The organism is Micromonospora sp. DSM 43699 (genome assembly GCF_055517075.1).
In genome coordinates this window covers 1-13,713 of record NZ_JBTMMT010000069.1, presented here as the reverse complement: position 1 = coordinate 13,713, position 13,713 = coordinate 1, and the positions used below count along the sequence as shown (strand labels likewise).

Sequence of the window (13,713 nt, the reverse complement as noted above, 5' to 3'; positions counted from 1 at the left end):
TATCGGAGCGGTGGCGTCCACCCCCTCCTAGCCGGGGAGCTGGGGCGTGATCGCCGTCGGGTCACCACCGGTCGAGGGCACCGAGGCCGGTCGGCCCTGGGCTGGCGGGGCCGAGACCGGACCGCCCTGAGCGGGCGGGGCCGAGGACGGCGCGGTGGACGACGGGCGGGCACCGTACACCCCGCCGGCCGGGCGCGGGGTGGGTGTCACGGCCGGGTAGGTGCCGGGCGCCCCGTACAGACCGCCGGGGCGGGTCGGCGCGGACGGCGGCCCGCCGTCGGGGCGAACCGGCGCGGACGACGACCGCTGTCCCCCGTACACCTGGCCGGATGGCGTCGGTGCCGGGCCTGGCACCACGCCCCCGGAGCGGTAGGTGGTCGGACCCGGGTTGCGGGGTTGCGGCAGGGCCGGAAAGTCACCCGGGTCGGCGTGGCCAAGATCGGCACGGGCCGTGTCGGCGTGGGCGGTGTCGGCACGGGCCCGGTCGGCGCGGGACCGGAAGATCAGCAGGGCGATGAGCCCGGCGCCCAGGATCACCAGGGCGATGCCGGCAAACATGATCATGGATCCTCCGGAGGTCTCTGCGGCGGCGCTGGCTCGGCCGGCGGGCGGGGCGGCGAGCACGGCCTGGGTGGTCGCCGGCTCGGTCGCGGGGATGGTCGCGTCGGGGGTGGGGGTGGAGGTGGGCTTCCTGGTCGGGGTGGGACTCGGGGTCGGGGTGGAGGCGGCCCGCCCGCCGACCCTGGACGTGTCGGCGCCCCGGCCGATCAGTCGGCCGACCGCCGTCGTCGCCTCACCGACCACCTCCAGTCGACCCGCGGGCGCCCCGGCCAGGAACGCCACCCGGTAACGGACGGTGCTGCTCTTCCCCTTGCACAACGCCGACTCCGCCGGCGAGGTACGGGAGACCCGCACCACGCCACCGTCACCGGAGACGGGCACGGCGGACCAGCGCCCCCCGACATTCACCTCTACCCGCACCTGATCTGCGGTAACCCCGGTGAGGCTCAGCCCCAGACCGGTGCGCAGCAGGACGCACCCGTCGGTGCGCTTGCGCACCTCGATCGAGACCCCGCCCGGAGAGCCGCCGGCGGCGAAACCACCCGGGGCCCGGACCCGCACCCGGTCCGCGTCCGCGTACGCGGGGAGCGCGCCGACCGCCACCAGGCCACTGAGCAGCGCGCCGATGGTCACCACCCGCGCCGCCTGTCGACGCACGGACATCTCCCACCTCACCATCCCGCCCCGGCGGCGGCCGCCGGTCAGGGTACTACCAGGTCAACAGGGCACCCGTCGACAGCGCGCCCCGCATGTGTGCCGCATTACCCTCCTCGGGAGGCGGCACCGAAGCCGTCGCCGATGCGGTGCGGGACCGCGGGCATCGGTGACGCTCGACCCGTCGCCGGGTGGCTGCCGTGTCCGCTCAGCCGGTGCGGGCGGGACCGGTGGCGGTGGCGAGGGTGTCGCGGCAGAGCCGGTCCGCGGTACGGGTGGTCTCCGGCAGCCGGTACCGCGGCGTCAACGCGAGCACCTGGTCCACCGCGTTGTCCAGACTCATCCCATGCCCGACGCTGACGAAGACCGGCCGCACCCCGTCCCGGGTACGCAGCACCCGTCCGACCACCTCACCGGCGTCGACCAGTGGGGCATCGTCCCCCCGGCGTGGACCCGGCCCGGCCCACTCGCCGACCAGCGGGGTCTTGCCCACCCCGATCGCCGGGAGCCCGGTCACCACGCCCAGGTGACAGGCCAACCCGAAACGACGCGGGTGGGCCAGCCCGTGCCCGTCACAGACCAGCAGCTCGGGACGGGTCGTCAGCCGGTCAAGAGCGGCCAGCAACGCCGGCAGCTCCCGGAAGGCGAACAGCCCCGGCACGTACCCGAAGGAGGGCCGGCCGACACTGACCGCCTTGTCCACCACCTCCAGGGTCGCGGCGTCGAGCACGGTCACGGCTGCGGCAAGCAGGTCACCATCCTCCGCGTACGCCACGTCGAGGCCGGCCACCGTCGCGGGCCGACGGGGACCCGGCCCGACCAGGTCCGCGCGGGGCCGCAACCGATCCTGTACGGCCACCGCCTCGGCGACCGTCAACTCCTGCGGCCCGGTGCCGTGGTGTCGCTCCGGCCGCCGGGCCGGCTCAGCTCGGCCCACCGTCGCGCCCGTCCTGCTCTTCCTTCTTCCTGTCGAAGGCACCGAAGGCGACGGCGAAGGCGATGCCGATGGAGATCCCGAACGCCACGCCGACGGCGTCCTGGAACAGGATCCATCCGACGATGACGCCGATGACCAGGCCAGACACCCAGGCGGTGGTCCGACGTGTCTTGGCAGCGGGGTCCGTCATCGCTTCATCCTATGTGAACACCGCAAATCACCCTTTTCACCAGCAGACCATCGTCGCCTTCAACCGCCTCAGACATGGCATCCCGGACAGGCATGCGACCCCGGCATCCACCCTCACCGCCCAGCGCACGTCTAGCGACTCGCCCTTGGAGCAGGGAGCTATCGCCCGGCTGTCTGCTCGAAAATGAGTTCGATCGTCTCGTCGTCCGGGAGGATCTGCCCACCCGTCACTTCCTCCGCAGCGCGATCGGCAGCCGCCCGGTCCACCTCTCGGTAACGATCGAAGTTCCGATGGTCATCGAGGAATCGCGTGACGAGTTCCGGGTTGTACACCCATGAGCGGCGTCGGTGATCCCACAGCAAGGCATGCCCCCTGGCCGGATCGGTCACGAACACCCCGACCGGCTCGGTCGCTTCGGCACTACGGCACAGAACGTAATAGCTCAGCACTCCGACGCTCCAGTTGATGTTCCAGTTCGGGAGATACAGGGAAGTCCTGCGCCGTCAGCCCGAACCGCGCGGCGACACCGGCGAAGTCCCGCCCAGCCGCCCGGAGCGATTCGACATATGACCACCAGACGCTCCTGTTGAGGTGAATCCACTTCGCGAAGCTCGCATCCTTCGCCGAGAAGGAGTCCGCAAGGTGAGCGGGCACCTCGGCCGGCATCCCGTTGCGACGGTTGATCGCCAGCATCTCGAGGAATGCCTCGACCCGTCGCGCCGGAGACTGGGTCGTACGACGCAGCACCTCGTATGCGTGATGTGTCTCCAACCATGCGGCCCGGGACGACTGGCTGTGCACCTGCAACTCGAAGAGTTGCCCCTCCGGGGAGCGGACGGTGCAGTTGAAACCGTAGAACCGATTCCCCGTACGCCAGAAATTCTTGCAGGAGCGTTCGTCAACCGTGAACCCGGCGTGGGTCAGCTCCGCCAGGGTGCTGCGCACCGCCCGCTCATACGACTCCGCCTCCGACACTACGAAGCAGAATCGGAGAACGTCGTTGACCTCACCACTGAATTCCTCGACCGAGACGCCGACCGCACTCGCCTCGTCGAGAAACTTGCGGGCCAGGGACGACTGACTCTTCACCCGGAACTCCTGGTCACGCAGTTCGATCGCGCCATCCACTCCCAGTGCTCCGGCCACCCGCTCCGCAACGTGGCCGAGGGCGTTCTCCACTTTGTCGGCGACCATCGACGCCTGCTCGTACAGCCCGTCAAGCACGCGACGCTCATCAGCGGAGAGCTCAGCCAGCACACCGGCGGGTTCCCCGCCTCGGCCGGCAGGTGCCGGCGGTCGCTCGGGGTTCCCGCCCGCTGGTCCCACCTGCTCGGCAGATCCATGCCCGTCGAGCAGGTGCATCCGGTTGAGGTACGGGTCGCCGTACCCCTGTTCGTCGTCGGGTGCCGGCGGGTGGTCGGGCAGGTCGGGATGGACGCTGAACCGCCCCCGGGCCAGTCCGCCCAACGGCATCGGTCGGCCGTCACCGCCGAGGATCAACGCGTCGACGCCGACGACGTTGTCGGGGTGCCGCCGACCGGCATGTGCATAGAGCGGACGGTCGTGCACCGCTCCCGACTGCGGGTCGAGGTAGAGCACCGTGCCGTTCTGGTTGAGCGCCACCCAGGCGTGCGAGCCGCCGTCCTCCCACTCGGTGATCAGGAAGGCGTAGCTGCCGTGACCGCCGAGGACGAGCTGGTCGTGCAGGTTGCGGTAGCCCCGCTCGACGGACCGGCGCAGGGCTGCCGGCCCGGGTGTACCGCCCTCGTCGACGGCGAACAGCTTCTGGAACCGTCCGCCGGTGACTTCCTCGACCCGGCCGGGTCCGCCGGTCTCGCCATTGACCGGACGCCGGACGTCGCCCTGCAGATATCCGTCGAAGGTACGAGGCGCGGCAACCCTGGGCCGACCGTGCAGCCACGTCTCGTACAGGGACAGGGTGCAGTCACAGGCAGTTGATGCCCCGGGTCGGATCGGCCTGTGGCCCACCGTCGTTGGCCAGCGCGAACCACCCGCCCTGCCGGGGGTCTGCGGTACGCACCACGCTGCCGTCCGGATGCCGGGGCAACTGCCGTTCGAGGTCGGTCTGGTGCAGGGCGAGCGGAGGACGCAGTCCACCGACCTCCCCGTACCGGCGGGAGCGGTCGATGGGCGGCGGATCGTCGTCACCGCTCAGCGCCGACCGGTCACCCGTCTCGACCGCACCCCTCGCCAACTCGGCAACATCGTCGTTGATGCGGTGGAAGTCATCAGGATCCTCGACGAACACTGCCTCCGGGACTACCTGACCGGTGAGGATCTGTGCAGCCAGATCCTGTTGTCTGTAGGCCTCGCGCTGTGCCTGGTCGGCAATTCCTCGGAACCAGTTGGCTAGGGCAGAGCGACCCTCGCGCTGAAGTTCAAACGCCTGGCGGGCAGCACGTCTGGCTACTGTCTCTCGGCGGTGGGCTGCACTCTTGCGGCGGGCTGCCGCGTCCGTTCTCCGCCGGTCCTCGAACCAGTGCCGCTGCGACTCGAAGTAACCCTGGTAGCGACGCCGTTCGAGCGCTTCCCGTTCCGCCGCCCACTTGGCGGCGTACCACTGCGGTGTTCTCGGGCGGGGTGGCCCGTCGCCTGCGGACGGTGTAGAGGCGATCGGCTCGGGAGCGGGCGAGAGGACGGGAGCGGGCGAGACGACCGGGGCCGGTGCCAGCGCCTCCAGGAGCGGGAACCGCCTGGCACCCTGTCGGTCGACGTCGCTGTCGTCGATGCCCGGTGGACCCGGGTCGCGGGCGGTCGGCGGGGTGTGCGGCCCCGCGACCGGTGCGCCGCCGTGGTTCGGGGGACCCGACGTCGGTCCGCCCGCTGTCGTCACGGTCGCGGCCGCACCGGCCTGTGCGGTGTCGGCACCGGGCGGTGCGGTGACCGCAGCGGTCGTCGTCGTGACCGTCTCGACGGGCCGACCTGCCAGGGGTGGGGAGGCTGGCTGATCCGCCAGGGGTGGGGAGGCCAACTGATCCGCGGTGGCCGATGACAGAGTGGGGCTGGACGCCACCGACTCGACGACGGCCGGCGGTGCGGCAGCATCGGCGGAGAGGTGGGCGGCCGGCCCGGGTGGAGGCGGATATGCCGCCGGGGCGGGTTCCGCCTGCCTGTCGAACTGGCCGAGGGCGGTGGCGCGACCGTGGTCGGTCGTCACCGGCAGATCGTGTGGTAACGGCGTCTCGACACCAGCGCCGGGTCCGCCACCGGTCCCGACGACCGACCCGGCCGCCACCGCCTGTCCCGGCCCGGACGCGCCGACAGACGGCGTTGTCTGGTCACCCACGGCCGGAGGCGGCAGTGGTGGGGCCGGAAGACAGGCGGGCAATGGGGATGCATCGGTCAGTGAGCGCAGCCGGGCGTGCAGCGCGGCGTCCGCCTGCCCGGTCGCCGACCCGCTGACTCCGGAGACGGCGGCCCGGGTCGCATCCTCCAGCGACATCGCTCCCTGGCCGGTGACCAGGCCCGCCGCGCCCTCCGCCAGCACCTCACCGGTCATCTCTCGGCCGAAGTGCTCGCCGATCCGGGCCGCCCGGCCGGTGGCGTGCCGTCCCAGACCCGCCAGCGGCGCAACCGCGCCACCGGCCAGCCCACCGAGCGCCGACGCACCGAGGTCGGCCAGGTCGAGGCCGTGCCGGCGACCGGCGGAATTCTGGTACGCCTGCGTCGCCAGACTGACGCCGGCCTCCTGCCCGGCCTCGAACAGACCCCCCTTGACCGCCTGCCTGCCGAGCCCGCGCACTCCGCCCCTGGCCACCTCCTTGACGGCCCGCTCGCCCGCTTCCTTGAGCCCCTGCCGGAGCGCCTTGTCGGCCAGTCGCGCCATCAGCCGACGGAAGATGTTCTGGATCACGAGTCGGCTGGCGGTGACCGCCGCACCCGCGGCCGGGGAGGCGGCCCCGGCGGTGAGCGCGGCGGCGACGGCGAGGGCGAGCAACTCGACGACCAGGAGACCGAGCTCGATCCACACTTCGATCTTGGCGGCCTCGATGTCGCAGCCGCACTCCTCGACCAGCCGCCCCAGGTCGGTGCTGGCCGCGAGCAGCACCGGCAACGGGGCTTCGTCCCCCTCCGCCAGCCGCCGCCAGGCCGCCTCGAACGCCTCCGGGACCGCTCCCACCCCGCCGTATCCGCTGCGGACCTCGGTGGCGGCGGTGATCGCGTCGTCGCGCGGGCCGGCCAGGGCACCCGCCACGGCGTACCACTTGTCGGCGAGGTCCCAGACGGCGCGTTCGTTTCCCTCCGGCCATTCCACGCCGACCACCCAGTCGAGCGCCTCGTAGGCCCAACCCGGCAGGTCCCACGGGCTGTATTCGAGGGGGTGCGGAATCGGGCTCGGTAGCACGCTCAAGGCTTCCCCTGCAGGTCAGCGCCGGCGGTCGCGCGGGTCGACCACCCCGTCGAGGCGTCGGCCGCTCGCTTCGTCGGTCCGCACGTCGGCGTCGACCGAGCTGACCACGTCGGTGCCGAGCCTCTCCAGCGACCGGCCGAGCCCCGCCCAGGCGCGCAGCAACGTCTCTTCGTAGGACCGGTAGTTCTTCTCGAAGGCGGCGCCGATGTCGTCGCGACCCCACGGGCGGATAGCGCTCGCCGCCGCGATCTCCCCACCGTGGGCGGCGCGGCGGGCAGACATCGATTCACCGGCCAGGTGCAGGTCGGTGCCGCCCCGGCGGGCCCGGCCCGGGTCGAGCCAGAGCTGCCCGTCACCCATGCCGCTCCCCCTCCCGCCGGAGGACCGCGTCGGCCCGCCCGAGCAGCGCGCCGAAGTCGCCCGTACGCAGGAACTCCACCGACCCCGAGCCGGCCGGCAGGTGCGTGGCCACCAGTTCCTGGGTTGCCCGGCTGGCACGGGCGCAGGCCCGGTGCACGGTCGTGGTGATCTTCCGGCTCAGCGCCTGGTGGTCGCGGTCGTGATAGACGGCACCGGTCAGCTCCACCGAGATCAGCTCACCCCGGGCACCCACCGTCGCGGTGACCTGGCCGTCGTCCGAACGCTCGGTGATCCGCAGCGCGGCCAGCTCGGACCGGAGATCGTCCACGCCGGACCGCAACCGCTGGTATTGGCCGTACACCTCGTCGAACCGCGCCCGGAGCGCCTGGTTCGCATCGCGGTCCACCTTCTCGGCCAAGGCCACCCTCCCCGGTCACCGTCAGTCAGGCGAACCATACCGGGCGCCACGAATCCGTGGGGTCCGGTACTTTCGGGCGGTGATCGATCGCCAGCAGGCCGAGCAGCTCGCCGACGTGTGGGCCCGGCGTGACTCGCAGCGCCTCGGCTACGAATGCCGGGCCACGCTCGACGAGTTCGACCTCGGCTACGTGATCAGGTCGACCGTCGACCGCGCGGTCGACACGAACCCCGGCGACCTGCCGACCACCGTCGTCGACAAGGAGACCGGGGAGGTCACCACCTGGCCGCGGGTGCCGGCGGCCGTGGTGCAGCAGATGTACCGCCGCAGCCGACCGGCCGGCGTGCCCGCGCCCCGGACCGTCGACCCGGCCAGCCTGCTGTTGCGCGAGATCCGCCGGCTGCCGACACCCGCCACGGTCGCGCACCTGACCGTCGACGGCCGCACCTACGTCGGCCACGGCGCCAAGGGCGACGTGGAGCTACGCCACCACCCGCTGGTCCGGGCATACCTGGACGAACTGCCCCCGGGCCACCTTGTCCGCGGCGGCGACCGGCATGCCGAGCTGATCGTCGTCTCCGACCTCCTCCACGAGTACGACCACCGCCGCGCCGCCGCCGGCCAGCCCTCGCTGACCATGCCCGAGGCGGAGTCGCTGCTCCTGGCCACCGGAGTGGACGTGTTCCTGGTCCGCGAACCCGGCGACCCGAACGCCGGCCCGGCGGAACGCCCGTGCGACTCCTGCCTCAACTTCCTGGTGCACTTCGCGGTCGTCGGCTGGTCGGAGCTCGCATTCACCAGGCAATGGCGACCAGGCCGACAAGCCGCCCCCGAGCCGGGGCGCTTCCCGCCCGAGGTCGCCGATGCGCTGGTGAGTGCCGGCTGGCGGCCCGGCTTCGGCGACGACGGGCTTGCCGAGGAGGCGATCACGGAGACGCGGGAGATCTCCAGCCGACACCCCGCCCTCGATGCCGCGCTGGACGCCCTCACCAAGTTCCCAGGGCTCGCCTCCGGTCGGCGTGGTCCGGGTCGGCAGGTGTGGATATCGCGGTTCTCCATCGACCCCGTGCACGCCGCGTACACCGTCGACACGCTGGCGGACTTCGGTGCCGTGCTCGGCGTGCGGCTCTTTCCGATCGGGGCGCAGCACCCGGACGGCATCCTGGCCGTCGACGAGCACGGCCGGGTCTTCGCGTTGGACCAGGCCGGTGAGTGGTTCCTCGGCGACGACGTCGACGCCGCGCTGACCACCCTGCTCCTCGGCCTCACCCCGCCCCGGGTCCGGGACGACGGCACCTGGTGAAACGGCTGTGCCGGGCCCACAGCTGCACCCCGGTCAGCGCATCGGCAGCGTAGACGACCCGGGGTCGCACGGAAACAGTCGCTCAAGCCCTTGTCTGCCGCGAATTCAGTAGCCAAGATGGCAGTCAGACTGCGATTACCTCCGCTGACCCGACCCTCAGCCACCCTGGAGCGACCTCACCATGAGCGACCAGCAGCAGCTGCGCAACTTCGTCGACGGTGCGTACGTCGACCCGGTGGACGGCGGGTACGCCGACCTGATCGACCCCTGCACCGGTGACGTCTTCGCCCAGGCACCGGTCTCCGGAGCGGCGGACGTGGACGCGGCGATGCGGGCCGCCGCCACCGCCTTCGAGACCTGGCGGGACACCACCCCGGCGGAGCGGCAGCGGGCGATGCTGAAGCTCGCCGACGCGGTGGAGTCCCGGGCCGCCGAGCTGGTCGACGCGGAGGTGCGCAACACCGGCAAGCCGCGTCAGCTCACCGCCGAGGAGGAGCTGCCACCGGCGGTGGACCAGTTCCGCTTCTTCGCCGGGGCGGCCCGACTGCTGGAGGGCCGCTCGGCCGGGGAGTACCTGGCGGGGCACACGTCGTACGTGCGACGGGAGCCGATCGGCGTCTGCGCGCAGGTCACCCCGTGGAACTACCCGCTGATGATGGCGGTCTGGAAGATCGCCCCGGCGTTGGCGGCCGGCAACACGGTGGTGTTGAAGCCGTCGGACACCACGCCGGTGTCGACGCTGCTGCTGGCCGAGATCGCCGCCGAGTTCTTCCCGCCGGGGGTGTTCAACGTGGTCTGTGGCGACCGGGACACCGGTCGTACCCTGGTGGCGCATCCGACCCCGCAGCTGGTGTCGATCACCGGCTCGACCCGGGCGGGCATGGAGGTCGCCTCCGCTGCCGCGCCGGATCTCAAGCGGACCCATCTTGAGCTGGGCGGAAAGGCCCCGGTGGTGGTCTTCGACGACGCGGACGTGGCGGCGGCGGCCGAGGCGATCGCGATGGGCGGCTACTTCAACGCCGGTCAGGACTGCACCGCGGCGACCCGGGTGCTTGTCGGTCCGGGCGTGCACGACGACTTCGTGTCGGCCCTCGCCGAGCAGGCCCGCAACACCAGGACCGGCGGCCCGGACGACGCGGACGTGCTCTACGGCCCACTGAACAACGCCAACCAGCTGGCCCGGGTCAGCGGCTTCGTCGACCGGTTGCCCGACCACGCCGAGCTGCACACCGGTGGCGCGCGGGTCGGTGGGCGCGGCTACTTCTACTCCCCCACCGTGGTCTCCGGGGTACGCCAGGCCGACGAGATCATCCAGCAGGAGGTGTTCGGCCCGGTCATCACCGTGCAGCGGTTCGACGACGAGGACGAGGCGGTGCGCTGGGCCAACGGCGTCGACTACGGCCTGTCCGCCTCGGTCTGGACGAAGGACCACGGCCGGGCGATGCGGATGACCCGCCGGCTCGACTTCGGCTGCGTCTGGGTGAACACCCACATCCCGTTCGTCTCGGAGATGCCACACGGGGGCTTCAAGCACTCCGGGCACGGCAAGGACCTGTCGGTCTACAGCCTGGAGGACTACACCCGGATCAAGCACGTCATGCACCACATCGAGGGCTGACCCATGGTCTCCAGCGCGGAGCTGCACCGGCGGCGGGGTGCTGCGGTGGCCCGGGGTGTCGGCAGTGTGATCAGTTCCTACGTGGACACCGCGAGCGGCGGCACCATCGTCGACGTCGAGGGGCGGGAGTGGATCGACTTCGCCGCCGGCATCGCGGTCACCAGCGTCGGCAACTCCGCACCGCGGGTGGTCGAGGCGGTACGGGCGCAGGTCGAGCGGTTCACCCACACCTGCTTCATGGTCGCGCCGTACGAGTCGTACGTGGCGGTCTGTGAACAGCTCAACGCGTTGACCCCGGGCACCTTCGAGAAGCGTTCGGCGCTGTTCAACTCCGGTGCCGAGGCGGTGGAGAACGCCGTGAAGGTCGCCCGGCACGCCACCGGGCGGCAGGCGGTGGTGGTCTTCGACCATGCGTACCACGGCCGGACCAACCTGACCATGGCGTTGACCGCGAAGAACATGCCGTACAAGCACCGGTTCGGGCCGTTCGCCGGGGAGATCCACCGGGTGCCGATGTCGTACCCGCTGCGCGACGGTGGGCTGTCCGGGGCCGAGGCGGCGGCCCGGGCGATCGACACGATCGAGAAGCAGGTCGGGGCGGAGAACGTGGCCGCGCTGCTGATCGAGCCGATCCAGGGCGAGGGCGGTTTCGTCGTACCGGCGGCGGGTTTCCTGCCGGCGATGCGCCAGTGGGCGACGGCGGCCGGGGTGGTGTTCGTCGCCGACGAGATCCAGACCGGTTTCTGCCGTACCGGGGACTGGTTCGCCTGCGACCACGAGCGGGTCGTGCCGGATCTGGTCACCCTGGCCAAGGGCATCGCCGGCGGGCTGCCGCTGGCGGCGGTGACCGGCCGGGCGGAGCTGATGGACGCGGTGCACGTCGGTGGCCTCGGCGGCACCTACGGCGGCAACCCGATCGCCTGCGCGGCGGCGCTGGCGAGCATCGAGACGATGCGGGAGCTGGACCTGGCCGCCGCCGCCCGGCGGATCGGGTCGGTGCTCGCCGACCGGTTGCGTGCCATCGCCGCCCGCGACCCCCGGATCGCCGAAATACGCGGCCGGGGCGCGATGCTGGCTGTGGAGCTGGTCCGGCCGGGCACCCTGGTCCCGGACCCGGCCGCCGCCAGCGCCGTCTCGGCGGCCTGTCACGCGGCCCGCCTGCTCACCCTCACCTGCGGCACCTACGGCAACGTGCTGCGGTTCCTGCCGCCGCTGGTGATCTCCGACGACGAGCTGGCCCGTGGCCTGGACATCCTGGACGCCGCCTTCGGCTGACCGCCGACGGCGCTCAGCGCACCAACTCGACCAGGTTGCGCCGGATCACGTTCTTGCCGGGCTCCCGGACCAGCTCCATCGCTGCGGCGTTGAGCAGCACACAACTGCCCGACGGCCCACTCACCGACACCGTCGCCGCCCTGCCGTTGTCCAGATTCGTCACCCGCAACCGGGTGCCCACCGGGAACCGGTCACTCGTCGCGGCCGGGGCACCGCCCTCGGCGGAGAAGGTGATCGATCCACTGCACGCACCCGGTTGGGCAGCCACCCCCGTCGACGGCTTCGTCGGCCGGGGGGCGGCCGGAGGCTGGGCGGCACCGGGCCGGGTCTCGCCCGTCGTGGGCTGGACGGCCGGAGGCTGGGCGGCACCGGGCCGGGTCTCGCCCGTCGTGGGCTGGGCGGCCGGAGGCTGGGCGGCACCGGGCCGGGTCTCGCCGGGCGCGGGGGCCGCCGGCACCTCGGCGACGGCCCGCTCCACCAGGTTGCGCCGGATCACGTTCTTGCCAGGCTCCCGGACCAGCTCCATCGCGGCGGCGTTGAGCAGCACACAACTGCCCGACGGCCCACTCACCGACACCGTCGCCACCTTGCCGTTGTCGAGATTTGTCACCCGCAACCGTGTCCCGACCGGAAACCGGTCACTCGTCGCGGCGGGCTCCCCACCCTCGGCGGAGAAGGTGACCGACCCGGAGCAGAGGCTCGGGCGGGTGGGCGTGGTGTCGGCGAACCCGAATCCGGTCCCCACCGCCACCACCGCCGTGGCGATCACCGCCACCCCCGCCGCCAGTACGTGCTTGCGCTGCACCTTCACCACGTCTCCCCTCGCCGCCGTTGCCTGCACCGCCTGATACGGCCCCCGACCCTCCCCCGTTCAACCCCACCCGCCACCACCCCCGCGATCCCAATGTCGATCAAGGAGTTGCGGTGGGCCTTTCACCCCTCTGATGCCGATTTCCGCTCCCCACAACTCCATGATCGACCAGTCAGGTTCGGAGGAGTTCGGCTATCTGGGTGGTGATGTGGGAGGGGCGGTGGTAGAGGTCGCGGGCGGTGAAGTGGCGCATGCGCCAGCCGCGGGCGGCCAGCCAGTTCATCCGGGTACGGTCGTGGTCCAGGCGGTCGCGGTCGAGATGGGACAGGCCGTCGTACTCGATGCCGACCCGTGATCGTCGGTATCCGAGGTCCAGTCGGTAGCGCTGGAAACCCGCGTCGTCCGACACCCAGATCTGCGGTTCTGGCGTCGGCAGCCCGCCGTCGATCAGGACCAGCCGGAGTTGGCTCTCCTGCCGGCACTCCGACCTGGGATCGGCGAGCCGCACCAACTGCCGCGCCTGGTCGACACCCCGCAACCGCGCGTGCCGACCAAGCTCGGCAGCCAGTTCCTCAGCGTGGCAGGCACCCACCCGTAGGCACAGGTCGAGAAGTGGCAGTGCGTCCAGCCGGGCGACCGTCCGGGCCAGGTCCACCGCGCACCGGTCCGCGGGTGCGCACGGGAGGCCGGCCAGCAGGACCGGATCAGGTACGGGAAGCACCGCCTGATGCACCACGACGCCCCGAATCTGCGGCACCCGCCCGCCGACCGGCACGATCACATGAAGATCCTCGCTGGGTACGGCACCGAACCCGTGCAGTTGAGCACCCGAGTGAAAGCCGACAACGGCCCCCTCCGGAAGCCGATGCAAGAGGGCCTGCCACCGGACGCCCTCCTCACCCCCCGCCCCGCCGACACCCCTCGGGTGCCGCCCACTCCCCGACAGCCGCCCAATCTCCGACAGCCGCCCAATCCCCGACGGCCGGACACTCCCCGACAGTCGCCCAATCCCCGGCGGCCGGACACTCCCCGGCGGCCGGACACTCCCTGGCCCACCGACATCCCCCGGCCCGTAGACGCCTCGCGACCACCGGCGCAGTTCCCCATCACCGACCGCCCGCCGAACCCCCTCCCGACTCCATCCAGCCGACAACAACTCCGCATACCGAAACAGCTGCCCCGCCACAGTCACCCACCCTGCCCACCACCCCACC

13 protein-coding genes and 1 pseudogene are annotated in these 13,713 nt (G+C 71.9%); 3 read left to right on the top strand and 11 right to left on the bottom strand.

The window, feature by feature from the left end:
- Positions 1-27 precede the first annotated feature (27 nt).
- The 8 genes from AC0AIB_RS25710 to AC0AIB_RS25675 form a co-directional block, all read right to left on the bottom strand.
- Positions 28-1,224 carry a hypothetical protein gene (locus AC0AIB_RS25710; RefSeq protein WP_465097659.1) on the bottom strand — a complete coding sequence of 399 codons (1,197 nt, stop codon included), beginning with the start codon at positions 1,222-1,224 and terminating at the stop codon, positions 28-30.
- A 199-nt stretch (positions 1,225-1,423) separates the two neighbouring features.
- Positions 1,424-2,092 (bottom strand): deoxyribonuclease V, encoded by a 669-nt coding sequence (gene nfi, locus AC0AIB_RS25705; RefSeq protein WP_328348913.1) that lies wholly within the window; start codon positions 2,090-2,092, stop codon positions 1,424-1,426.
- 46 nt (positions 2,093-2,138) lie between these two features.
- On the bottom strand, positions 2,139-2,342 hold the full coding sequence (locus tag AC0AIB_RS25700) for a hypothetical protein (protein WP_328339902.1): 204 nt from the start codon (positions 2,340-2,342) through the stop codon (positions 2,139-2,141).
- Between the two features lie 158 nt (positions 2,343-2,500).
- Entirely contained in the window at positions 2,501-2,791 is a 291-nt protein-coding gene (locus AC0AIB_RS25695) for a hypothetical protein (RefSeq protein WP_465097658.1), read from the bottom strand.
- On the bottom strand, positions 2,763-4,331 hold the full coding sequence (locus AC0AIB_RS25690) for a toxin glutamine deamidase domain-containing protein (protein WP_465097657.1): 1,569 nt from the start codon (positions 4,329-4,331) through the stop codon (positions 2,763-2,765). Before AC0AIB_RS25690 ends, AC0AIB_RS25695 begins: the two co-directional genes overlap by 29 nt.
- Positions 4,288-6,708 carry a WXG100-like domain-containing protein gene (locus AC0AIB_RS25685; RefSeq protein WP_465097665.1) on the bottom strand — a complete coding sequence of 807 codons (2,421 nt, stop codon included), beginning with the start codon at positions 6,706-6,708 and terminating at the stop codon, positions 4,288-4,290. Before AC0AIB_RS25685 ends, AC0AIB_RS25690 begins: the two co-directional genes overlap by 44 nt.
- A 21-nt stretch (positions 6,709-6,729) precedes the next feature.
- Positions 6,730-7,074, bottom strand: coding sequence for a hypothetical protein (locus AC0AIB_RS25680; protein WP_328339906.1), 345 nt, complete (start codon positions 7,072-7,074; stop codon positions 6,730-6,732).
- A complete protein-coding gene (locus AC0AIB_RS25675; RefSeq protein ID WP_328339908.1) occupies positions 7,067-7,498 on the bottom strand; it encodes a YbaB/EbfC family nucleoid-associated protein in 432 nt (143 codons plus the stop codon). Before AC0AIB_RS25675 ends, AC0AIB_RS25680 begins: the two co-directional genes overlap by 8 nt.
- 73 nt (positions 7,499-7,571) lie before the next feature.
- Here AC0AIB_RS25675 and AC0AIB_RS25670 point away from each other — a divergent pair, with 73 nt between their 5' ends.
- The 3 genes from AC0AIB_RS25670 to gabT all read left to right on the top strand — a co-directional run bounded on the left by AC0AIB_RS25670 (position 7,572) and on the right by gabT (position 11,688).
- Positions 7,572-8,795, top strand: a complete 1,224-nt coding sequence (locus AC0AIB_RS25670; RefSeq protein ID WP_465097656.1) for an SUKH-3 domain-containing protein — start codon at positions 7,572-7,574, stop codon at positions 8,793-8,795.
- 181 nt (positions 8,796-8,976) lie between these two features.
- Positions 8,977-10,413 (top strand): gamma-aminobutyraldehyde dehydrogenase, encoded by a 1,437-nt coding sequence (locus AC0AIB_RS25665; protein WP_465097655.1) that lies wholly within the window; start codon positions 8,977-8,979, stop codon positions 10,411-10,413.
- Between the two features lie 3 nt (positions 10,414-10,416).
- Positions 10,417-11,688, top strand: a complete 1,272-nt coding sequence (gabT, locus tag AC0AIB_RS25660; RefSeq protein ID WP_328339914.1) for a 4-aminobutyrate--2-oxoglutarate transaminase — start codon at positions 10,417-10,419, stop codon at positions 11,686-11,688.
- A gap of 13 nt (positions 11,689-11,701) precedes the next feature.
- On the opposite strand, the gene AC0AIB_RS25655 is transcribed toward gabT, so the two are convergent.
- From AC0AIB_RS25655 to AC0AIB_RS25645, 3 genes and pseudogenes are all read right to left on the bottom strand, one after another.
- A complete protein-coding gene (locus AC0AIB_RS25655) occupies positions 11,702-12,499 on the bottom strand; it encodes an RlpA-like double-psi beta-barrel domain-containing protein (protein WP_465097654.1) in 798 nt (265 codons plus the stop codon).
- A gap of 172 nt (positions 12,500-12,671) precedes the next feature.
- A complete protein-coding gene (locus AC0AIB_RS25650; protein WP_328339918.1) occupies positions 12,672-13,280 on the bottom strand; it encodes an endonuclease domain-containing protein in 609 nt (202 codons plus the stop codon).
- Between the two features lie 303 nt (positions 13,281-13,583).
- Positions 13,584-13,685 (bottom strand): annotated as a pseudogene (locus AC0AIB_RS25645) (type IV toxin-antitoxin system AbiEi family antitoxin domain-containing protein); the annotation flags it as partial.
- Positions 13,686-13,713 lie beyond the last annotated feature (28 nt).

Bases quoted from the DNA above. Each gene is read 5' to 3' on its own strand.
- AC0AIB_RS25680 (WP_328339906.1), bottom strand. From the start codon at position 7,074: ATGGGTGACGGGCAGCTCTGGCTCGACCCGGGCCGGGCCCGCCGGGGC.
- AC0AIB_RS25700 (WP_328339902.1), bottom strand. From the start codon at position 2,342: ATGACGGACCCCGCTGCCAAGACACGTCGGACCACCGCCTGGGTGTCT.
- gabT (WP_328339914.1), top strand. From the start codon at position 10,417: ATGGTCTCCAGCGCGGAGCTGCACCGGCGGCGGGGTGCTGCGGTGGCC.
- AC0AIB_RS25710 (WP_465097659.1), bottom strand. From the start codon at position 1,224: ATGTCCGTGCGTCGACAGGCGGCGCGGGTGGTGACCATCGGCGCGCTG.
- AC0AIB_RS25665 (WP_465097655.1), top strand. From the start codon at position 8,977: ATGAGCGACCAGCAGCAGCTGCGCAACTTCGTCGACGGTGCGTACGTC.